Origin of the sequence: Streptomyces sp. NPDC091282 (assembly GCF_044757385.1) — a bacterium.
Classification (GTDB): domain Bacteria; phylum Actinomycetota; class Actinomycetes; order Streptomycetales; family Streptomycetaceae; genus Streptomyces; species Streptomyces gramineus.
Genome location: NZ_JBIVUX010000003.1, coordinates 291115 through 311054, shown reverse-complemented (window position 1 = coordinate 311054; position 19940 = coordinate 291115). Strand labels below are relative to the sequence as shown.

20 protein-coding genes are annotated in these 19940 nt (G+C 72.5%); 3 read left to right on the top strand and 17 right to left on the bottom strand.

Annotation, left to right across the window (positions count from 1 at the left end; translation table 11 throughout):
• Positions 1-116: 116 nt before the first annotated feature.
• The 4 genes from groL to ACIQOE_RS15270 all read right to left on the bottom strand — a co-directional run bounded on the left by groL (position 117) and on the right by ACIQOE_RS15270 (position 4110).
• Complete coding sequence (gene groL / locus ACIQOE_RS15285; RefSeq protein WP_351318232.1) at positions 117-1742, bottom strand: chaperonin GroEL; 1626 nt, start codon at positions 1740-1742, stop codon at positions 117-119.
• Positions 1743-1860: 118 nt separating this feature from the next.
• Entirely contained in the window at positions 1861-2169 is a 309-nt protein-coding gene (gene groES, locus ACIQOE_RS15280; RefSeq protein ID WP_066995800.1) for a co-chaperone GroES, read from the bottom strand.
• 250 nt (positions 2170-2419) lie between these two features.
• Positions 2420-3223: a polysaccharide deacetylase family protein gene (locus ACIQOE_RS15275; protein WP_365554831.1), complete on the bottom strand. Its 804-nt coding sequence runs from the start codon at positions 3221-3223 to the stop codon at positions 2420-2422.
• Positions 3220-4110, bottom strand: coding sequence for a polysaccharide deacetylase family protein (locus ACIQOE_RS15270; RefSeq protein WP_362640425.1), 891 nt, complete (start codon positions 4108-4110; stop codon positions 3220-3222). Before ACIQOE_RS15270 ends, ACIQOE_RS15275 begins: the two co-directional genes overlap by 4 nt.
• A 90-nt stretch (positions 4111-4200) precedes the next feature.
• On the opposite strand from ACIQOE_RS15270, the gene ACIQOE_RS15265 reads away from it, so the two are divergent.
• Entirely contained in the window at positions 4201-5403 is a 1203-nt protein-coding gene (locus tag ACIQOE_RS15265; RefSeq protein ID WP_401411858.1) for a methyltransferase domain-containing protein, read from the top strand.
• Here ACIQOE_RS15265 and ACIQOE_RS15260 read toward each other — a convergent pair.
• The 9 genes from ACIQOE_RS15260 to tsaB all read right to left on the bottom strand — a co-directional run bounded on the left by ACIQOE_RS15260 (position 5381) and on the right by tsaB (position 14488).
• Complete coding sequence (locus ACIQOE_RS15260; RefSeq protein WP_401411856.1) at positions 5381-7423, bottom strand: cell wall-binding repeat-containing protein; 2043 nt, start codon at positions 7421-7423, stop codon at positions 5381-5383. The genes ACIQOE_RS15265 and ACIQOE_RS15260 overlap by 23 nt on opposite strands.
• Positions 7424-7542: 119 nt before the next feature.
• Positions 7543-8817 carry an RNA polymerase sigma factor gene (locus ACIQOE_RS15255; RefSeq protein ID WP_365554837.1) on the bottom strand — a complete coding sequence of 425 codons (1275 nt, stop codon included), beginning with the start codon at positions 8815-8817 and terminating at the stop codon, positions 7543-7545.
• Positions 8818-8860: 43 nt separating this feature from the next.
• A complete protein-coding gene (locus tag ACIQOE_RS15250; protein ID WP_362174907.1) occupies positions 8861-9217 on the bottom strand; it encodes a YciI family protein in 357 nt (118 codons plus the stop codon).
• A 197-nt stretch (positions 9218-9414) separates the two neighbouring features.
• Positions 9415-10464: an LCP family protein gene (locus ACIQOE_RS15245; protein ID WP_365554839.1), complete on the bottom strand. Its 1050-nt coding sequence runs from the start codon at positions 10462-10464 to the stop codon at positions 9415-9417.
• A gap of 288 nt (positions 10465-10752) precedes the next feature.
• On the bottom strand, positions 10753-11784 hold the full coding sequence (locus ACIQOE_RS15240; protein WP_365554841.1) for a LacI family DNA-binding transcriptional regulator: 1032 nt from the start codon (positions 11782-11784) through the stop codon (positions 10753-10755).
• Between the two features lie 182 nt (positions 11785-11966).
• Positions 11967-12233, bottom strand: a complete 267-nt coding sequence (locus ACIQOE_RS15235) for a hypothetical protein (RefSeq protein WP_351318215.1) — start codon at positions 12231-12233, stop codon at positions 11967-11969.
• Complete coding sequence (gene tsaD, locus ACIQOE_RS15230) at positions 12230-13324, bottom strand: tRNA (adenosine(37)-N6)-threonylcarbamoyltransferase complex transferase subunit TsaD (protein ID WP_351318213.1); 1095 nt, start codon at positions 13322-13324, stop codon at positions 12230-12232. Before tsaD ends, ACIQOE_RS15235 begins: the two co-directional genes overlap by 4 nt.
• Complete coding sequence (rimI, locus tag ACIQOE_RS15225; RefSeq protein WP_351318982.1) at positions 13317-13814, bottom strand: ribosomal protein S18-alanine N-acetyltransferase; 498 nt, start codon at positions 13812-13814, stop codon at positions 13317-13319. The genes tsaD and rimI overlap by 8 nt, the downstream gene beginning before the upstream one ends.
• A 17-nt stretch (positions 13815-13831) precedes the next feature.
• Entirely contained in the window at positions 13832-14488 is a 657-nt protein-coding gene (tsaB, locus tag ACIQOE_RS15220; protein WP_401411852.1) for a tRNA (adenosine(37)-N6)-threonylcarbamoyltransferase complex dimerization subunit type 1 TsaB, read from the bottom strand.
• Positions 14489-14600: 112 nt separating this feature from the next.
• On the opposite strand from tsaB, the gene ACIQOE_RS15215 reads away from it, so the two are divergent.
• Together ACIQOE_RS15215 and ACIQOE_RS15210 are read left to right on the top strand one after the other, a co-directional pair.
• A complete protein-coding gene (locus ACIQOE_RS15215; RefSeq protein WP_365554846.1) occupies positions 14601-15164 on the top strand; it encodes a hypothetical protein in 564 nt (187 codons plus the stop codon).
• An 80-nt stretch (positions 15165-15244) separates the two neighbouring features.
• The gene (locus ACIQOE_RS15210) at positions 15245-15460 is read left to right on the top strand and encodes a hypothetical protein (RefSeq protein ID WP_399012431.1); all 216 of its coding nucleotides are present in this window, start codon (positions 15245-15247) and stop codon (positions 15458-15460) included.
• A gap of 117 nt (positions 15461-15577) precedes the next feature.
• Here ACIQOE_RS15210 and tsaE read toward each other — a convergent pair whose 3' ends face one another.
• From tsaE to ACIQOE_RS15190, 4 genes are all read right to left on the bottom strand, one after another.
• Positions 15578-16090, bottom strand: coding sequence for a tRNA (adenosine(37)-N6)-threonylcarbamoyltransferase complex ATPase subunit type 1 TsaE (gene tsaE, locus ACIQOE_RS15205; RefSeq protein ID WP_351318207.1), 513 nt, complete (start codon positions 16088-16090; stop codon positions 15578-15580).
• Positions 16056-17309 (bottom strand): alpha/beta hydrolase, encoded by a 1254-nt coding sequence (locus ACIQOE_RS15200; RefSeq protein WP_351318205.1) that lies wholly within the window; start codon positions 17307-17309, stop codon positions 16056-16058. The genes tsaE and ACIQOE_RS15200 overlap by 35 nt, the downstream gene beginning before the upstream one ends.
• Before the next feature lie 129 nt (positions 17310-17438).
• Positions 17439-18635 (bottom strand): alanine racemase, encoded by a 1197-nt coding sequence (gene alr / locus ACIQOE_RS15195; protein ID WP_365570601.1) that lies wholly within the window; start codon positions 18633-18635, stop codon positions 17439-17441.
• 93 nt (positions 18636-18728) lie between these two features.
• On the bottom strand, positions 18729-19649 hold the full coding sequence (locus ACIQOE_RS15190) for a L,D-transpeptidase (protein WP_351318201.1): 921 nt from the start codon (positions 19647-19649) through the stop codon (positions 18729-18731).
• Positions 19650-19940: the final 291 nt, after the last annotated feature.

The window sequence follows — 19940 nt, the reverse complement described above, 5'->3', positions numbered from 1 at the left end:
GCACGCGGGTTGCCGGGGCCCGGACGTGCCCCGGCACCATGCGAGAGGGCTCTGCCCCGCCGCGGAACGGCGGGGCAGAGCCCTCTACTGCTGCCTACCGGCGATGCCGGCGTGCCTCAGTGGGCGTGGCCGTGGGAGTGGCCGGCCGCGGCCGGCTCCTCCTCTTCCTTCTTCTCGACGACCAGGGTCTCGGTCGTCAGGAGCAGGGAGGCGATGGACGCCGCGTTCTCCAGGGCGGAGCGGGTGACCTTGACCGGGTCGATGACGCCGGCCTTGACCAGGTCGCCGTACTCGCCGGTGGCGGCGTTGAAGCCCTGGCCCTTGTCCAGCTCGGCGACCTTGGAGGTGATGACGTAGCCCTCCAGGCCGGCGTTCTCGGCGATCCAGCGCAGCGGCTCGACGACGGCACGGCGGACCACGGCGACACCGGTGGCCTCGTCGCCGGTCTTGCCCAGGCCGCCCTCCAGCACCTTCGCGGCGTGGACGAGCGCGGAGCCACCACCGGAGACGATGCCCTCCTCGACCGCGGCGCGGGTCGCGGAGATGGCGTCCTCCAGACGGTGCTTCTTCTCCTTCAGCTCCACCTCGGTGGCGGCGCCGACCTTGATCACGCACACGCCGCCGGCCAGCTTGGCGAGGCGCTCCTGGAGCTTCTCGCGGTCCCAGTCGGAGTCGGTGTTCTCGATCTCGGCCTTGATCTGGGCGACGCGGCCGGTGACGGCACCGGACTCACCGGCACCGTCGACGACCGTGGTGTCGTCCTTGGTGACCGTGACACGGCGGGCGGAGCCCAGCACGTCCAGGCCGACCTGGTCGAGCTTGAGGCCGACCTCCTCGGAGATGACCGTGGCGCCGGTGAGGATCGCCAGGTCCTCCAGCATCGCCTTGCGGCGGTCGCCGAAGCCGGGGGCCTTGACCGCGACCGCGTTGAAGGTGCCGCGGATCTTGTTGACGACGAGGGTGGAGAGGGCCTCGCCGTCCACGTCCTCGGCGATGATCAGCAGCGGCTTCGAGGCGTTGCTCTGGATGATCTTCTCGAGCAGCGGGAGCAGGTCCGCGATGGAGGAGACCTTGCCCTGGTTGATGAGGATGTAGGGGTCCTCCAGGACGGCCTCCATGCGCTCCTGGTCCGTCACGAAGTACGGCGACAGGTAGCCCTTGTCGAAGGCCATGCCCTCGGTGAAGTCCAGCTCCAGGCCGAAGGTGTTGGACTCCTCGACGGTGATGACACCGTCCTTGCCGACCTTGTCCATCGCCTCGGCGATCAGCTCGCCGACCTGCTGGTCCTGGGCGGACAGCGCGGCGACGGCGGCGATGTCGGACTTCTCGTCGATCGGGCGGGCCGTCGCGAGCAGGTCCTCGGAGATGGCGGCGACGGCGGCGTCGATGCCCTTCTTCAGGGCGGCCGGGGAGGCACCCGCGGCGACGTTCTTGAGGCCCTCGCGGACGAGCGCCTGGGCCAGCACGGTGGCGGTGGTCGTACCGTCACCCGCGATGTCGTTGGTCTTGGTCGCCACCTCCTTCACCAGCTGCGCGCCGAGGTTCTCGTACGGGTCCTCGATCTCGACCTCGCGGGCGATGGTGACACCGTCGTTGGTGATGGTGGGGGCACCGAACTTCTTGTCGATGACGACGTTGCGGCCCTTGGGGCCGATCGTCACCTTGACGGTGTCGGCAAGCTTGTTGACGCCGCGCTCAAGGGCGCGACGGGCGTCCTCGTCGAACTTCAGGATCTTCGCCATGGGAGCGGTTCAGCCCTCTCGGAAAACGTGAGTGAAACGAACCGCGCCCCCGACGCCCGGCTTCATGAGATCGCGGGGGCCAGGGGCGCAGCTCAAAGCAGAATGTGCTTCGGGTGAACTACTTCTCGATGATCGCGAGCACGTCGCGAGCCGAGAGGACGAGGTACTCGTCGCCGTTGTACTTCACCTCGGTGCCGCCGTACTTGCTGTAGAGCACGACGTCGCCGACCTTGACGTCGAGCGGCAGGCGCTCGCCGTTCTCGAAACGGCCCGGGCCCACGGCGAGGACGGCGCCCTCCTGGGGCTTCTCCTTCGCGGTGTCCGGGATGACCAGGCCGGAGGCCGTGGTCTGCTCGGCGTCGAGCGGCTGGACCACAATGCGGTCCTCAAGCGGCTTGATGGCAACCTTGGAGCTGGTGGTCGTCACGATCCGACCTCCCCCTTCGGAGATCTCACGGGGTTAACTGTCTGAGGTGGCGACCAGGTGGATCCGTCGTCGCGGGTGCCGGACCTGCCCGTCGCGTGGTTGGCACTCTCATCTGCCGAGTGCCAGAGCCGAGACTATGACCGGGATTAGCACTCGGTCAAGCGGAGTGCCAATCGGTCGCGGCGCGGCGTGGAAAATCGGTGCCGGGGAGCGGGTGACGGGGCCGGGTGAGGGCGCCGGGTGACGGGCCCTAGAGGTAGTCCTCCAGCCGCCCTACCGTCAGACCCGCCTCCTGGGCCCGGCGCAGGAGGCGGGTGGTGCGTTCGCGCAGGGTCAGGCCGGTGGCCTCGTCCGGGCCGACCAGGACGATGTCGCCGGGGCGCAGCCGCTTCTCGCCGTGGCCGAAGGTGATGCCGTCGCCCGTCATGGCCGCGCGCCACAGGACCACCGCCGTCACGCCGCAGTCGGCCGCCGCGCGCAGGGTGGTGGTGTCGTACGTGCCGTAGGGCGGCCGGAAGAGGCGGGGGCGGATGCCGAACCGGGATTTCAGCTTCTCCTGCTGGCCGCAGATCTCGGCGCGCTGGCCGGCGTAGGGCAGGCCGGACATGGCCGGGTGGTCGAGGGTGTGGTTCTGGACGCTCGCGCCGACCTCCTGGAGGCGCGCGAAGTGGCCGTAGCCGGGGCCGACCACGCTGTCGGTGAGGAACATGCTCACCGGGAGCCGCAGTTCGCGGACCATGTCGACGAACCGCGGGTCCTTCTCGGCGCCGTCGTCGTAGGTCAGGAAGACGACCTTGTCGGCGGTGTCGACGTGGTCGACGACCGGGGGCAGGGCGTCGTGGAGGGCGAGCGGGTGCAGCGGGGGGTGCGGCGCGGGGAGGAGGGGCGCGGCCAGGCCCCAGCGGCGGTAGGCCTGTTCGCCGGCCGGGCCGTGCGGCCGCACCCGGTCGGCCGCCTTCTTGCCCAGCCGTTCGATCGGGTCGACGGACTGGGCGCAGCCCGCCAGGAGGAGGGCGGCGGTCAGCAGCGCGGCCGTCGCCCTCGGCCTGCTCACAGGTAGTCCTCCAGGCGCGCCACCGCATAGCCCTCGCGGGTGACCTTGTTCAGAAAGCGGCGCATGTCGTCGACCATCGTGCCGTCCCAGTCGTCCGTGCCCCGGAAGTGCGTGAGCACGATGTCGCCGGGGTGCAGGCCGCGGTCCCACTCGCGGTACTCCCAGTGGTCGACGAAGACCTCCTCGTCCCAGATCGGCGCGTACTTGATGCCGCAGGACTTGGCGGCGCGCAGGGTGTCGCCGTTGTAGTTGCCGTAGGGCGGCCGGAAGACCGTCGGCGCCTTGCCGAACTGCTTCTTCATGATGGCCTGCATGCCGCAGATCTCGTCCCTCTGCTCCTCGTAGGACAGGCCGGGCAGGTAGGGGTGGGTCAGCGTGTGGTTGTTGAGGGTGTGGCCCTCGGACTGCATCGTGCGGAAGAAGCCGTAGTCGTCCTTGACCAGGTAGTTGCTGAGGAACGCGGTGTAGGGGATCCGCAGGTCGTTCATCATGCGCAGGAACCGCGGGTCCTTGTTCGCGCCGTCGTCGATGGTGAGGAAGACGATCTTCTGCCGGGTCGGGACCGTGGTGAAGACGGGCGGGAGGTCGTCCTCCACCTGCCCGTCCACCTCGAAGCCGTCGCGTGCGGTGATCCGCGGCTTCACCTTCGGCGGGGCCGGGGCGCGCAGCGGCACGGCGTCCAGGCCCCAGTGCTTGGCGGCGGCGACCAGGGCGGCGTGGGAGTCGGGGGCGGCGGCGGGTTTGTGCGGCCGCGGCTGGCCGGCGGCGGGGCGGGTGGTGGAGCCGCTGTCGGACCCCGCGCAGCCGGACATCAGGGCGGCCACGGCCAGCAGGCCCGCCGCGCCCACCATCAACCCTTTTTTGTCATTTTGTACGACTACTCGCATGGTGTCGGATCCTTCCAGGACCTCCCCCGGAACCGGCGCCGACACCGCCGCCGGAGGCGAACCATCCACCGACTGGCCGACAATGACCCGGTGAACGACGTCCTCGCCCCGCTGCTGACCCCCGAGGGCCGCGCCCTCCTCGCCGAGGTGCGCGGCACCGCGCCCGCCGACGAACTCGCCGTCGCCACCCGGCTGCGCCGCGAGCATCCGGCCGAGCTGGTGTCCGCGGCGCTCTCCCAGGCCCGGCTGCGGCAGCGGGCGGCGGCGAAGTTCGGGGAGGCGGACGCGGACCGCATGTTCTTCACGCCGAACGGGGTCGAGCAGTCGACGCGGGCGAGCGTGGCCGCCTACCGGGCGCAGTCGCTGCGGGCGCTCGGCGTGCGCACCGTCGCCGACCTGTGCTGCGGGATCGGCGGCGACGCGATCGCGCTCGCCCGCGCCGGGATCCGCGTACTGGCGGTGGACCGGGACCCGGCCACCGCGGCGGCGGCGCGGGCCAACGCGGCGGCGCTCGGGCTCGACGGCCTCGTCGAGGTCCGGGAGGCGGACGTCACGGAGGTGGACACGAGCGGCTGCGACGCCGTCTTCGTCGACCCGGCGCGGCGCGGCGGCCGGGGCCGCATCTTCGACCCGGAGGCCTACTCGCCGCCGCTGTCCTGGGCGGTCGAGGCCGCCCGCGGGGCGCCGTGCGGTGTGCTCAAGGTCGCGCCGGGCATCCCGCACGAGGCGATCCCGGCGGACGCCGAGGCCGAGTGGATCTCGGACGGGGGCGACGTGAAGGAGGCGACGGTGTGGTTCGGCGCGCGGGTGACACCCGGCGCCCGGCGCGCGGTGCTGCTGCCCTCGGAGGCGGGCGTGTGGGCCTCGCCCGACACCATGCTGCCGAATCCCGCGGTGCGGCCGGTGGGACGGTACCTGTACGAGCCCGACGGCGCGGTCATCCGCGCCCATCTGGTCGCCGAGGTGGCCGCGGACCTGGACGGCGGGCTGATCGACCCCACCATCGCCTACATCACGGCGGACGAGCGGCACGCCACCCCGTACGCGAGCGCGTACGAGATCACCGACCAGCTCCCCTTCAACGTCAAGAAGCTGAGGGCGCTGCTGCGCGAGCGCGGGGTCGGCACCCTCACCGTGAAGAAGCGCGGCTCGGCCGTGGAGCCGGAGGAGCTGCGCAGGAAGGTCAAGCCGCAGGGACCCCACGCGGCGACCGTGTTCCTGACCCGGGTGGCGGGGGCGCCGACCATGCTCGTCGGCGCCCCCGCACCGGCTACTGGTGCTGAGCGGTCCTGACCGGGGCCAGGTTCGGCTCGGCGGCCGTCCGGGCGGACTTGACACCGGCCGAGACGGGCTCACCGGCGTCCTGGCGCAGCGCGAAGGTCCGCGCGGTCGAGGCGACGCCGTTGTAGTACGGCCGGTACACGAAGTCGTTCCCGCTCGCGCTGATCGACGAGCCCGCCGTGTTGAGCGCGCCCAGCGTGACCGAGCCGGTGTCGCCGAAGGCGATCACCGCCTGGGTGCCGGCCGATTCGCGCAGCAGGTAGCTCTTGACCTCGTCGGACAGGGCGGGCCGGGAGGTCCACAGCACGGGCCCGTAGATGTTCATCGCCGAACCCGCGGAGACCCCGTCCCGCCAGGAGCCGGCGTAGGCGACGGCGGTCTGGCTCGGCGTGGTCCACCAGAACTTGGCGACGGCCACCGACAGCGCCTCGCTGTTGGCGCCGGTGATCGGGTAGTAGTAGTACGTCGACGGCCACTTGGACAGCGACGTGTGGGTCAGCGCGTACTTCGCGTCCGCCCCGACCGTGATCACCATGGTCTTGGCCGGGTTGAGGCTGTTGAGGTACGACTTGACCGACGCCGTCAGCGACTTGCCGCTGGTCAGGACCACGCTGCCGGTGCTGCCCGCGCCGTCGGCGCCGGCCGCTGCGGCCGCCGGGAGCGCCGCCTGGTAGTCGGTGCCGCTGGCCAGGAAGACGTACGACGGGCTGGTCGTGACCGTCTTGGCGGCCTTCACCGAGGTGTCGTAGCGGTCGGTGCCGGAGATCCGCTTGGGCACGTAGCCGAGGGACTTCAGCTGCGTGGAGACGTTCGTGCCGAGGACCGAGGTGCCGCCGACCATCCAGACCGAGGCGCCCTTCTTCAGGGTGCGCTTCAGCTCGTTCCGCACCGCCGTCGACAGCCCGCTCGCCGCGGTCGTCAGCACCGGGCCCTGCCGCTTGCCGGCGAGCGCTGTGGCGGTGGGCGCGTCGGCCGAGTCGTCCTGGTTGAGCAGCACGGCGGACTTGGCGTCCAGCAGGCCGGACTGGCTCTGGCCGACGGTGTTCCAGCTCCAGCGCGAGGCGGCGACGACCGTGCCGTTGGCGTCGGCGCCCCAGACCCGGGCCGTGGTGTTCTTGCGGACCGGCTGCCAGCTGGGGTTGTCCTGGAAGTTTCGGCCGTCGGTGTCCGCGACCTTGGTCAGCTCGCCGGTGGCCACGTCCGCGTACTCGACGGTGTGCACGTCACCGCTGTCGGACGAGGTGTGCGCGTCGAAGACGATCCGGGTACCGGTCGGCGACCAGGACGGGTTGGCGTACCAGCGCGGACCGGTGGTGAGCTGCTTGACGCCGGTGCCGTCGGCGTTCGCCGTGAACACCTGGTAGTTGCCGTCGGCGTCCTTGCGGACGAAGGCCAGCTTCGTGCCGTCGGGCGACCAGTCGGGCTGCTCGGCGCCGGTCAGGACGCGCTTGACGGTCTTCGCGTCCGAGTCGTAGACGTAGACGCCGGCGTTGTCGTAGCAGCCGTAGTTGACGTTCCGCTGGAAGGCCACCAGGCCTGATGCCGGGTTCACCGTCGGGTGGGTGTCGCAGACGGTGGAGGGCTCCAGCGCGCTGCTGAGCAGCGGCTCGGGGGCCCACGATCCGTCCGAGGGACCGTAGACCAGCTGACCCGCGGTGGAGAAGACGACGTACCGGCCGCTCCAGCCGTAGGCGAGGTCCTCGTAGGCCGCGCTGGACCGTACGCCCGTCGCCCAGGGCAGGGCGATCCTGGTGGAGCCGCTGGGACGGTAGCTGGAGACCTGGCCCGCGCTGGTGACCAGTCGGCTGCCGTCCGGCGCCCAGGCGGCCCAGTCTCCGCCGACGCCGGGAATCTGTGTGGTGCTGCCCGTCGCCGGGTCGATCAGCATGCCGCCGTCGACCAGGATCTTGCCCTCGGTTCCCGGCCAGGACCCGGCGTCGTCGGCGACGGCGCCCGGCGCGATCGCCAGGGTGCCTGTCGCGGCCAGTACGGCCGCGGTCGCGAGCGCCGCCGCACGGCGGCGCGTGAACATTCTCAAGTTGTCGACCCCCCATGGTCTGTACCGCCCCCTGTACGGGGGCCGGGTCACTGTAGTGACCAACCAGTGGCCATGGGAACGGAGTTGCGAATGAACACCTGTCTGCTTCCAGGTTACGAAGCGCACTCCCGTGCCCTGGCCAGGAGCAGCTGCCGCTCCCGTTCGTTGCGGGCCAGGGCCGCGGCCCGTTCGAACTCCGCGCGGGCCTGCGCCGTACGCCCGAGGCGGGCCAGCAGGTCGCCCCGCACGCTGGGCAGCAGGTGGTAGTCGCGCAGGGCGGGCTCCGCGGTCAGCGGCTCCACGATCGCCAGGGCCGCGGCCGGGCCGTCCGCCATCGACACGGCCACCGCCCGGTTCAGCTCGACGACCGGGGACGGCGACCGGACCGCCAGCAGGCCGTACAGGGTGGCGATGGACCTCCAGTCGGTCTCCTCGTAGGTGTACGCGTGCGCGTGGCAGGCCGCGATGGCCGCCTGCAGGGCGTACGGCCCCGGGGCGCCCGTCGCCGTGGCGTCGGCGCGGGACAGGGCCCTGATGCCGCGGGCGATGAGCATCCGGTTCCAGCGGCGGCGGTTCTGGTCCCTGAGCAGCACCGGCTCGCCGTCCGGGCCGGTGCGGGCCGCGGTACGGGAGGTCTGGAATTCGAGGAGCGCGGTGAGGGCGTGCACCTCCGGCTCCTTGGGCATCAGCGAGGACAGCACCCGGGCCAGCCGCAGCGCGTCCTCGCACAGCGAGGGACGCAGCCAGTCGTCGCCCGCCGTGGCCGCGTACCCCTCGTTGTGGATCAGGTAGATGACGTCGAGCACCGAGCCGAGCCGGGCCTCGCGGTCCGGGCCGTACGGCACCTCGAAGGCGATGTTCCGGGTGGCCAGGGTGCGCTTGGCGCGGACGATGCGCTGGGCGACCGTCGGCTCGGGGACGAGGAAGGCACGGGCGATCTCGGCCGTGCTCAGACCGCCGAGGAGGCGCAGCGTGAGCGCGGTGCGGGCCTCGGGCGACAGCACCGGGTGGCAGGTGGTGAAGACCAGCCGGAGCAGGTCGTCGTCGATGTCGTCCGGGTCGGCGGGTTCCTCGGGCGGGGCTGCCGTCTCCAGGCCGCGGCCGATCTCGGCGAGCTTGCGGGCGTAGTTCTCCCGGCGCCGGACCAGGTCGACGGCGCGGTGGCGGGCGGTGGCCATGAGCCAGGCGCCCGGGTTGTCGGGCACCCCGTCCCGCGGCCACTGCTCCAGGGCCGCGACCAGCGCGTCCTGGGCCAGTTCCTCCGCGATGCCGACGTCGCGGACGACCCGGGCGACGCCGGCGATCACGCGGGGCGATTCGAGCCGGAAGACGGTCTCGATGGCGTGGCGGGTCTCGGCGTCGAGGCCGGCGGGGGGCTGTGTGCTCACAGCCCCCCATGCAACACCCACCGCGGGACGTGCGCCAGGAAGGTCAGCCCTCGGCGATCTCCCGGACCTCGCAGGTCACCGTCCAGAACTCCTCGTGCACCTTCAGGAACCGCTTGGTCCACTCCAGGGCCTCGGCCATGTCCTTGCACTGCATGATCGCGTAACCGCCGACGACCTCCTTGGACTCCGTGAACGGCCCGTCGGTGACGGAGATCTTCCCGCCCTCCCAGTGCACCCGGCTGCCCTGGGCGGTCGGCGTGAGGCCCGCGGTGTCCAGCATCACGCCGGCCTTGGTGATCTCCTCGATCAGCTCGCCCATCCGCTGCATCAGCTCCTGGCTGGGGCCCTCGGCGGGGGCGGTGTTCTCGTCGATCTTCACGAGCGACAGGTAACGGGGCATGGTGACTCCTGGTGTTCCGGTGCGCTGCGGGGGCTCTCCCCGCATCTCACCCTTGCGTCGAACGGCCCGGACGCAGATCGACACGCGCGCCGGAATGTCCCGGAGTTTTTCCGCGCCCGCGGCCGGGGACCTTCCCCCGCGTCCGCCGCGAGGGCGTGCATGGCGTCGCGCGGCGGACGGGAACTGTCAGACAGGCCCTAGCGCAGGGACTTCCAGAGGTCGCTCGCCTCGGGTTCGTCGGCGATCACCCGGTTGGGGTCGGAGGGGGCCGTCACCACGGGCATCATCACCGTCTTGACGTGGTCCGAGGTCAGGCCCTTGAGGCTCTGGCCGAGGCGCATCAGCTCGCCGAGCGAGTCCAGGCCCGTGTCGGTGGTGAGGCTGGCGGTGACCGCGTCGGCCACCTGGTAGAGCCTGGCAGGGTCGGAGAGGAGGCTGATGGAGGCCATCCGGTCCAGCAGCGCCTTGACCAGTTTCTGCTGGAGGCCGATCCGGCCGAGATCGCTGCCGTCGCCTATGCCGTGCCGGGTGCGGGCCAGCGCCAGGGCCGTGGTGCCGTCGAGGTGGTGGGTGCCCTTCGCCAGGTGCAGATGGCTGTCGTCGTCGTCGATGTCCTGCGCGGTGGTGACGGTGACCCCGCCGAGCGCGTCCACCAGCTTCGCGAAGCCCGAGAAGTCGATCTCCAGGTAGTGGTCCATGCGCACGCCGGTGATCGACTCGACCGTCTTGACCGCGCACACCGCCCCGCCCACCGAGTAGGCGCTGTTGAACATCGCGCCGTAGGAGACGGACGTGGAGCCGCCGGAGGAGAGCGGGCAGGAGGGACGGGTGACCAGGGTGTCGCGCGGGATGCTCACGACCGTGGCCTCGGTGCGGCCGGCGTCGACGTGGACGACCATCGCCGTGTCGGAGCGGGCGCCGCCGCTGTGGCCGCCGCCGAGCTTCTGGTTCTCCTTGCCGCTGCGCGAGTCCGAGCCGAGCACCAGGATGTTGACGGAACCGGTGGGCAGCGGCGAGGCGGACGCGGTGGCGGTCGGCGTGGTCACCGCCCTGGCCGGACGGTCGTCGCCGAGCGCGCTGTTGATGTCGACGCTCCTGATGTTGTCGTTGAGGTGCCGGTAGACCCACCCGGCGCCCGCGAGGCCCAGCGCCATGACCCCCGCCAGGGTGAGGCCGACGATCTTCAGCCATCTGGGCCGCCGGCCCGCCCGTCCGCCCGCCCCGTCCCGCTCCTCGTGTCCCGTCACGAGACAGGAACGTAAGTCCGAATTATTAGGGGACTGTTAGCGCGAGTGCCCCAAGGCCGTTTTCTTCGGAAAATCTCACCCTTCTCAGGCGCGCTTCAGCCCTGGGGCACGGCCCGCACCGGACTGCCGCCGCTCCGGGGGTTGTTGGACCCGGGCCCGCCGAACCGCCGTCCGGTGGCCGGGAGGTGACGTGGGGACGGGTGGTCCGCGCGCCGCCGTACTCCCCCGAGGCCGATCGGGTGCACGGCGGAAAATTTCGGCGCGGGAGCCCGGCGGAACAGGCCCGTCTCAGCCGGTCGCCGGAGGTGCCGTGCTCGACCGCACCACCAGGCTGGTCGCCAGCTCCACCCGGGTCGCGGTGGTGGCCTCCGCCGCCCGTCCCATCTCCAGCACCAGCCGCGCCGCCGCCTCGGCCATCTCGGTGAGCGGCTGCCGAACGGTCGTCAGCGGCGGCCCCACCCAGCGGGCCACCGGCAGGTCGTCGAACCCGACGACGCTCACGTCCTCCGGGATCCGCAGCCCCAGCTCGCGCGCCGCCTCGTACAGGCCGAGCGCCTGGAGGTCGTTGCCGGTGAAGACGGCGGTGGGCCGGTCGGGCATGCGCAGCAGCTCCAGGCCGAGCCGGTAGCCGGCGTCGTGATGGAAGTCCCCGGCCTTGACCAGGCGCTGGTCCACGGGCAGCCCGGCGGTCTCCAGCGCGGCCCGGTAGCCGTCCACCCGGGCCCGGCTGCACATCATCCGCGAGGGCCCGCTGATCGCCCCGATGCGCCGGTGGCCCAGCTCGACCAGGTGCCGGGTGGCGGCCAGGCCGCCCTGCCAGTTGGTGGCGCCGATGGACGGCACGTCCGGGCCCGGGTCCCCGGCCGGGTCCATCACCACGAACGGGATCGACCGGCTCAGCAGCAGCGCCCGCTGCGACTCGTCCAGCCCCGACAGGACCAGCACCACTCCGTGCGGCCGCCGCGCCGCCACCTGGTCGGCCCAGGTCCTCCCCGGGGTGAGGCGTCCGGCGCTCTCGCTGAGCACCACGCTCAGACCGGCGTCCCTGGCCACGTTCTCCACCCCCCGGATGACCTCCATCGCCCAGGCGCTCTCCAGTTCGTGGAAGACCAGGTCGATGAGCGGGGACCGGGAGGCCTCGGCGCGCCGCCGCCGGTAGCCGTAGGTGCGCAGCAGTTCCTCGACCCGGGTGCGGGTCGCCGGAGCGACGTCCGCGCGCCCGTTCAGGACCTTCGAAACAGTCGGAGCGGACACACCGGCCTCACGGGCGATCTCGGCGAGTGTCGCCGTCTGCGTTTCTGCGGGCTTCGGAGGCGTCATGCCGGCGATCGTATCCCCGTGCTCCCATCGGGACGAAGACCCGCGTACACCCCGGGTTCCCGGAACATTCGGAGCCGAGAGCGCAACATTCGGCGGATTTTTCGCTTGCCCCGGTCACCTCGACGGAGGCGAGGCCCCGGACGCCCGGACGGTGGAACCCGCTCCTCCTCCGTGCCGGGGTCTCAGGGAGTCTCGGTTCCGGCCGACTCGAAGCGCCAGCGGTGCACCGGACGGGCCGTCAGGCCGCCGGGCGGGTCGCCGAGTTCGGGCAGGTCCGGGGCGTCGTACGAACCCGGCCACCACGTGACGACCAGCACCCGGTCCTGCGGCGCCCGGAACGCCTCCCGGCGCAACGGGGCCTTCGCGAGGGGCTGCCGCCGGGCCCAGTCCAGCAGCTCGCCGCCCCGGCCCGGCACCGCCCGCGCCTCCCACATCAACGCGACCGTCACGTGTAGAGGTTCTCCTTGCTGACCTCGTGCACGTGATCGTGATGGTGGTGGCCCGGCACGTGCGGGTCGGTCACCGGCAGCGAGCTGTCCGCCGACAGGTCCCAGCTCGACGCGGCCCGGTTGCGCGCGACCATCTCGGCGCCGAGGGCCGCCACCATCGCGCCGTTGTCCGTGCACAGCTTCGGGCGCGGCACACGCAGCCGGATGCCGGCCGCCTCGCAGCGCTCCTGGGCGAGGGCGCGCAGCCGGGAGTTGGCGGCGACACCGCCGCCGATCATCAGGTGGTCGACGCCCTCGTCGCGGCAGGCCCGGACGGCCTTGCGGGTCAGGACGTCCACGACGGCCTCCTGGAAGGAGGCGGACACGTCACGGACCGGGACGTCCTCGCCGGCCGCCCGCCTGGCCTCGATCCAGCGGGCCACCGCCGTCTTGAGGCCGGAGAAGGAGAAGTCGTACGCCGGGTCGCGGGGGCCGGTGAGACCGCGCGGGAAGGCGATGGCGCGCGGGTCCCCCTCCTTCGCGTAGCGGTCGATGACCGGACCGCCGGGAAAGCCCAGGTTCAGCACCCGCGCGATCTTGTCGAAGGCCTCGCCCGCCGCGTCGTCGATGGTCGCGCCGAGCGGCCGCACGTCGGAGGTGATGTCCGAGGAGAGCAGCAGGGAGCTGTGGCCGCCGGACACCAGCAGGGCCATCGTCGGCTCCGGCAGCGGACCGTGCTCCAGCTGGTCGACGCAGATGTGGGAGGCGAGGTGGTTCACGCCGTACAGCGGCTTGCCCAGCGCGTACGCGTAGGCCTTCGCCGCCGACACGCCGACCAGCAGCGCCCCGGCCAGTCCGGGGCCGGCGGTGACCGCGACGCCGTCCAGGTCCTTGGCGCTCACGCCCGCGTCCTTCAGCGCGCGCTGGATGGTCGGGACCATCGCCTCCAGGTGCGCCCGGGACGCCACCTCGGGGACCACACCGCCGAAGCGGGCGTGCTCGTCCACGGACGAGGCGACGGCGTCGGCGAGCAGGGTGGTGCCGCGGACGATGCCGACGCCGGTCTCGTCGCAGGAGGTCTCGATCCCCAGTACCAGGGGTTCGTCAGCCATTGATCTCGGTTCCTTGTCCGGAAGTGGGTCCGTCGGCGGGGCCGCTGCCCGGTTCGGTCGTCAGGCGCATCACCAGGGCGTCCACGTTGCCCGGCTGGTAGTAGCCGCGTCTGAACCCGATGGCCTCGAACCCGAACCGCTCGTAGAGCTTCTGCGCGCGGGTGTTGTCGACCCGGCACTCCAGCATGACCTCGGCGCACTCGAAGGCGGTCGCGGCCCGCAGCAGCTCGGTCAGGAGCTGCCCGCCGAGACCCGTGCCCCAGTGGTCGCGGGCGACGGCGATGGTCTGGACGTCGCCGAGTTCGCCCTGGGCCGCCAGTCCGGCGTACCCGACGACCTGGCCGTCGGTCAGGGCGACCACGTACCGCCGGGTCGCCTCCGGTCCCCTGGCGTGCGCCAGTTCGGACCAGAACATGCCCCGCGACCAGGCGTCCTCGGGGAACAGGCCCTTCTCAAGCTCCAGGACCCGGTCGATGTCCCACCAGCGCATCTCGCGCAACTGTGCGGTCACTTCGGGGTGACCACCTTGTAGTTCTTGGGCACCTGCGCGTCCGGCCTGCGCAGGTACAGCGGCCGGGGCGTGGGCAGTTCCTCGCCGGCGGCCAGCCGCTCGGCGGCGAGCGAGGCGAGGGCGGCGGCGGAGACGTGCTCGGGTTCGTGCACGACCGGGAAGGTGTCGGGGTAGAGCATCGCCCCGGCCCCGACCGCGGGCAGACCCGCGACGCGCTCGGCGATGTCGGCGGGCCGGTCGACGGCGGGATCCGTGAGCCGGGTGCGCGAGTCGGCGTACGTGGCCCAGTAGACCTCTTTGCGGCGGGCGTCGGTGGCCACGACGAACGGTCCCTTCTCGACGTCGGCCGCGTAGGCGAGCCCGTCGAGGGTGCACAGGCCGTGCACGGGGACGCCGAGCGCGAGGCCGAAGGTGTCCGCGGTCATCAGACCGACCCGCAGGCCGGTGTAGGGACCGGGTCCGATGCCGGTGACGATCCCGGTGACGGCGTCCAGGGTGACCCCGGCCTCGGCGAGGACGCGGTCGACGGCCGGCAGCAGCAGCTCGCCGTGCCGGCGCGCGTCCACCTGGCTCGACGAGGCGATGACGGCCTCACCGTCGTGCAGCGCGACGGTGACGGCGGGGGTGGCGGTATCCAGAGCGAGCAAGAGCACGCGAACAGCCTACGGCTCCGGCGCCGCGAGCACGGCCGCCAGGGGCGGACGGTCACTGGCTGCTACGGTCTGTACGAAGTACGACATATACGGCGACTCAGAGGTGGCGCGCGTGGCAGGGACCAGCTCGGGAATCGTGGCCGGCCTCACCGCGGCGGCCGTCGGGACGGTCGGTCTCCTCGCCTACCAGGCCTCGGCCACCGTTCCGCCGGGGCTCGGCGGGCGGCCCTCGTCGAGTCCGGCCCCGGGCGCGCAGGCCTCCAAGGCGCCGCGGGACCATCGCCATCCGACCGCGTTGCCGAACAGTTCCGGAGCGGGTGAACGGGTGGTGTACTCGGTGGACGACGACCGGGTCTGGCTCGTCGACGAGCGGGGCCGGGTGCTGCGCACCTTCACCGTGCGGCCCGGCACGATCGACCCGCCCGTGGGCGCCTACTGGGTGACGTCCCGCTCCAAGGCGGTCACGGGCACCGACGGTCTCCCCATCGAGCACGTGGTCCGCTTCGCCACCACGAAGGACGGCTCGGCGATCGGGTTCAGCGCGGTGACCGGCACCGGCGCGACCGAGCCGCCGGACCCGGTGGTCAAGACGGGCGGCATCCGCGAGACCCGGGCCGACGGCGACGCGATGTGGATGTTCGCGACGATCGGCGTCAAGGTCATGGTCATCCGCTGACCCCGGCGGACCGCCGGAGGCAGGGGCAGGGGGCACGGGGTAGCCGCGCGAGCGGCCACGAGCCGGAGGCACGGGCAGCCGTGCGACCGGTCACGAGGGCACCGCGGCGGCCCGGAGCCGGCTACGCGGCCCGGCGGCACCTCTCGACCGGCCGCGGCGGCAGGTCCGGCACCCTCGGCGGCCTCGACACCGCGTCGGCGGCGGCACAGGACGCCAGAAGCTCGCGCATGGAGACGCCGGCGGCCGTGGACGGCCGCTGCTCCGTGGACGGGGACGCGGGCATGGACGCCTCCTGAGCTGCGGGGGCGGATGTAGTTAGGTACACCTAACCACGGGCTGGGTACCATGTGACCACGCCCGCGTCACGAAACGCAACATCTTGCCGACAGCTCGTCGGGACGCCGGCGCCGGCCTCAGCCCGACAGCGCCCCGAGGTCCGCCCCGGCCCACCGCTCCCCGAGCCCGGTCACGGTCACGTGCCGCACCTCGTCCGTGGTGTCCCCGGCGGCCCGGTGGATCCGCACGAAGAGCCGGTCGTCGGTCAGCTCCTCGACCTTGCCCTCGCCCCACTCCACCACGATCACCGACTCCGGCAGGGAGACGTCGAGGTCCAGGTCCTCCATCTCGTCGAGCCCGCCGCCCAGGCGGTACGCGTCGACGTGGACGAGCGGCGGCCCGTCGGCCAGGGACGGGTGGACACGGGCGATCACGAAGGTCGGGGAGGTGACGGCCCCGCGCACGCCGAGCCCCTCGCCCAGGCCGCGGGTCAGCGTCGTCTTGCCAGCGCCGAGTTCCCCGCTGAGCATCACGAGGTCACCGGCGCGCAGCAGCGCGGCCAGACGGCGGCCCAGCTCCCCCATCTGCCCGGGTGAGGTGACGATCAGCTCGGTCTCAGCCGGGCTGTGCGGTGCTGCTGGTGCTTCCATAGCCACTTACCGTAGCCCCTGCCGGCACCGCACCCGCCCGGGTGAGCAGGTCGGCGAGGCGGTCGGTGACCACCTCCGGGTGCTCCAGCATGACCAGGTGGCCGGCGTCCGGGACCAGCACCAGTTCGGCGTCGGGCAGCAGGTCGGCGATGACCTCGCTGTGCTCGCTCGGGGTGACCAGGTCCTGCACCCCGGCCAGCACCAGCACCGGAAGGTCCTGGAAGTAGGCGAGGGCCGCGGTCTTGTCGTGGTCGGTGAACGCCGGGTAGAACTCGGCGACCACGTCGATCGGGGTGGACTCGATCATCCGCTCGGCGAACCGCTCGACGGCCGGGTCGACCTCCCGGGAGGCGAACGAGTACCGCTTGATGATCCCGGTGAACAGCTCGGCGGTGGCCCGGCGGCCCTTCTCCACCAGCGCGGCCTGGGTGCCCAGCACCTTCAGCACTCCGGGCAGCACCCGGCGCACCGCGTTGACGCCGGCGACCGGCAGCCCGAAGTTGACCTCGCCGAGCCGCCCGGAGGACGTCCCGACGAACGCGGTGGCGACGACCCGTTCGCGGATCAGTTCGGGGTACTCGGCGGCGAGCGCCATCATCGTCATGCCGCCCATCGAGTGCCCGACCAGCACGATCGGCCCCTCGGGGACGGCCGCGTCCAGGACGGCCTTCAGGTCCCGGCCCAGCTGGTCGATGGTGAGCGGGGTGCCGCTCTCGTGCTGGGCGACGCCCCGCCCGGAGCGGCCGTGGCTGCGCTGGTCCCAGTGCACGGTGCGCACGACCCCGCGCAGGGCCGCGCGCTGGAAGTGCCAGGAGTCCTGGTTGAGGCAGTAGCCGTGGCTGAAGACGACGGTGACGGGGGCCGGGGCCTTGCGGCCGAAGAGCCGGCGGCGGCGCGGCGAGACGGCCGGGCCGAGGTCGGGCTCGACCTCGTCCACCTCGTAGTACAGCTCGGTGCCGTCGTCGGAGAGCGCCTTGCCCGGCGTGCCGCGCAGGGTGCCGTAGGGTCCCGCCGAGTCCAGGGCCAGTCTGGCCTTGCGGCGCATCCCCCGGCCGACGGTCATCCGCTCCACCGCGACCCCGGCGGCCGCCCCGGCGGCGAGCACCCCTATGGCGGCGCCCGCGATGCCGGTGACCTTGAGCCACGTTCCGTCCGCCCCCGTGGCGGAAGCGACGGCCGCCGCGGCGTCCGCTACGGCCTCCGCACTGCTCTCGCTCACGTACCGCTCCTCTTCGCCGTACTGCAGTTCGCTCGTTAGGTCATACGGGTGACACCGACGAGACGGCTGTCGCGTTCGCTGCCGCTGGTACAGGTGTAACCGGGTTCCGCGGTCGCCGAACCCCGGAGGTCAGTTCCCGTCCCCTGGTTCTTGCCCACTCGCTTCCCCGTTCACATAGACGCGGGGAACCCGGGTTCCGATCCGGGTGACGATCTCGTAGGCGATGGTGCCGGCCGCCTGCGCCCAGTCCTCAGCCGTGGGCTCGCCGCGGTCGCCGGGACCGAACAGGACGGCCTCGGAGCCGACTTCGGGCTCGTCGCCGCCGAGGTCGACGACGAACTGGTCCATGGCGACCCGCCCGGCGACCGTCCGCCACTTGCCGCCGATCAGCACCGGACCGGTGCCGGAGGCATGGCGCGGAACGCCGTCCGCGTACCCGACGGGAACCAGCCCGAGGGTGGTCCTGCCGGGTGTGACGTAGTGGTGTCCGTAGCTCACGCCGTGGCCGCCCGGGACGTGCTTGACCAGGGCGAGGGAGGCGGCGAGGGTCATCACCGGACGCAGCCCGAAGTCGGCCGCGGCGCCCAGCTCGGGGCTGGGCGAGATGCCGTAGAGGGCGATGCCCGTGCGGACCAGGTCGAAGTGGGACTCGGGGAGGGTGAGGGTGGCCGGCGAGTTGGCGATGTGCCGGACCTCGGGCCGCACGCCCTGCTCCTCGGCGTGGGCGAGCAGCTCGCGGAAGAGGGTGAGCTGGGCGGTGACGGAGGGATGGCCGGGCTCGTCGGCGCAGGCGAAGTGGGACCACAGGCCGGTGATCCGGACCAGCCCGGCCGTCTGCGCGCGCAGCGCCTCGGCGACCAGCTCGGGCCAGTCCTCGGGCTGGCAGCCGTTGCGGCCGAGCCCGGTGTCGGCCTTCAGCTGCACCAGCGCGGGCCGGCCGGCCGCACGGGCGGCCTCGACAACCTCCCGCAGCGCCCACATCCCGCTCACGGACACGTCGAGGCCGGCCTCGACGGCCTGGCGCCAGGGCCCGCCCGGCGTCCACAGCCAGCACATGATGCGCACGTCCGCGGGCAGCTCCGGGTCCGCGCGCAGCGCCAGGGCCTCCTCGGGCGTGGCCGTGCCGAGCCAGCTCGCGCCCGCGGCCACGGCCTCGCGGGCACAGCGGACCGCCCCGTGGCCGTACGCGTCGGACTTCACCACGGCCATCAGGGCCGCGCCCGGCGCGAGGGCGCGCAGGGTCCGCACGTTGGCCCGCAGGGCGGCCAGGTCGATCTCGGCGCGGGCGCGCAGGGGCGCGGTCGGTGCAGTCGCTGTCTCACTCATCGCGCCCCCAGTGTCTCAGAGGCCCCCGCCGGACCTCCGGCACAGGCCCCGCTACGGGCCCCGGTCACCCGCGGGTACCCGCCGGACACCGGCTCAGCTGCCCGTCCGGTGCCCCCACACGTACACCTTGTCGCCCTTCTTGAGCACGCCCCACAGCTTCTTGGCGTCGCCGAGCTTGAGGTTCACGCAGCCCCAGGAGCCGAGGGTGGTGTAGATGGAGCCGTAGACGGCGTGGAAGGCCTCACCGCCGTCGAAGAACTGGGCGTACGGCATGGGCGAGTTGTACAGGGTCGACCAGTGGTTCTTGTGCCGCCAGTAGACGGTGTGCCAGCCGGCGCGGGTCGCGTGGCCCTTGCGTCCGCTGCGCATCTGCACCGGCCCGAAGACCACCTTGCCGCCCTTCTGCACCCAGGTGACCTGCCGGTCGAGATCGACACAGGCGACCCGGTACGACTTCACGGGGCAGTTCTTCCTGGCGTTCGGGTTCTTCTTCGCCGAGAGCAGCATCATCTGGTACCAGGTCACCGGTCCCGCGAACCCGATCGCCGGCTTGATCCGGTACGACTTCTGGAACTTCTGGATGGCCTTGCAGTCGGCGGCGGACTGCTTCCCGTCCACCTTCCGCTTCAGCCACTGCTCGATCTGGCGCTGGTACGGCCCGGTCAGCTTGGAGCAGCCGACCTTGGCGACGGCGTCGCTGAGCGGCACGTACTCGACCAGGTCGTAGGTCCCGGGTGCCGCCGCCCTGGGCTCGACGGCGTCCTCCTGGGCGCTGGGCGTGTACGTCTTCGGCGCCAGCGCCTGGTCGGGGGTGTCGACCTGCCAGGACTGGCCGGGTCCGGGCGCAACCCCCGGCACCAGGTCCGACTCGGCGACGGCGGCGGGCGGCTTGGGGGCGGTGTCCGCGGCGACGCTCCCGGCGCCGAGGCAGAGCACGACCACGGCGGCGGCGAGGGCCCCGGCGACCCGGCGCACGGAAGCGCCCCGATGACGCACGATTCGTCCACTGATCATGCGATCAGACAACCTGGCACGCCCGGGAATCCGGGGAAGCCGCGCGGCCGGGTCACCCGGGGGAGGGAGCGGGACCCGTCCCCGTCAGGGGCACGTCCCCGTCAGGGGCACGTCCCCGTCAGGGGCACGTCCCCGTCAGGGGCACGTCCCCGTCCAGGGGCACGTCCCCGTCCAGGGGCACGTCCCCGTCCAGGGGCACGTCCCCGTCAGGGGCACGTCCCCGTCAGGGGCACGTCCCCGTCCAGGGGCACGTCCCCGTCCAGGGGCACGTCCCCGTCCAGGGGCACGTCC